This window comes from Brevundimonas sp. (assembly GCF_032107865.1).
In the GTDB taxonomy this organism is placed as follows: domain Bacteria; phylum Pseudomonadota; class Alphaproteobacteria; order Caulobacterales; family Caulobacteraceae; genus Brevundimonas.
Genome location: NZ_DAMCNG010000241.1, coordinates 1 through 985 on the forward strand (window position 1 = coordinate 1; position 985 = coordinate 985).

The following is a 985-nucleotide window of genomic DNA, read 5'->3' on the forward strand; positions in this document are numbered from 1 at the left end:
GCGCCCGGCTGGAGGCGGCGCTGAACGGCCGCTTCGACGCCGCCAAGGGGCCGGACGTGGGCGAGGCGCAAGGGTGATCGCCGGGGAGGGCGCATGAGCGAGGCCTTCCAGCCGAATCTCGACTTCACCGCCGTCGAACAGGTCGAGGCGCAGGAGGCCTTCGTCGTCGATCTGGAGGGGTATGAAGGCCCTCTACATGTCCTTCTGGCCCTGGCGCGGACGCAGAAGGTGGACCTGCTGAAGCTGTCCATCACCCGTCTGGCCGAACAGTATCTGGCCTTCGTGCACGAGGCGCGGCGGCGCAACTTCGCGCTGGCGGCCGACTACCTCGTGATGGCGTCGTGGCTGGCCTATCTGAAGTCGCGCCTGCTGATCCCGCGCAACGAGAAGGACAAGCCGGAGGAGCCGCCGGCCGAAGAAATCGCCGCCGCCCTGGCCTTCCGCCTGCAGAAGCTGGAGGCCATGCGCACGGCGGTGGAGGCCATCACCAGCCGCCCGCAGCTGAAGCGCGACGTCTTCACGCGCGGCGACCCGCAGGCGACGGTCATCATCCCGTCCGACCGGTTGGACGCCAGCCTCTATGAACTGATGAGCGCCTATGTCGCCCAGCGCCGCCGCGAGGAGCGCCGCAAATACGCCCCTGGCCAGCGGGTCGAGGCCTTCCAACTGGAGGCGGCGCGCGACTGGCTGCGCGAGATCATGCCGCGCCTGGCCGAATGGACGCCGCTGGAGCGCGTGGCGCCGCAGAAGCCGGACGGGCAGGACGGCCCCAACCAGGCCAGCTATACCGCCTCCACCCTGTCGGCCAGTCTGGAGCTGGTGAAGGAGGGCGGCATGGACATCCGCCAGGAGCGGCCATTCGACGCGGTGTGGCTGAAGCGCAGAGGGCTGGGCCAGCCGCTGGAGCTGACGCCGTGACCTATCTTCCTTCTTCGCCGTCATCCTCGGGCTTGACCCGAGGATCCAGCCCCTCGACGTCGAAAGA

1 protein-coding gene is annotated in these 985 nt (G+C 69.0%); it reads left to right on the forward strand.

Features of this window, described 5'->3' with window-relative positions:
* The first annotated feature begins 93 nt into the window (after positions 1-93).
* Complete coding sequence (locus RT567_RS14690; protein WP_313576997.1) at positions 94-918, forward strand: ScpA family protein; 825 nt, start codon at positions 94-96, stop codon at positions 916-918.
* Positions 919-985 lie beyond the last annotated feature (67 nt).

Bases quoted from the DNA above. Each gene is read 5' to 3' on its own strand.
- RT567_RS14690 (WP_313576997.1), top strand. From the start codon at position 94: ATGAGCGAGGCCTTCCAGCCGAATCTCGACTTCACCGCCGTCGAACAG.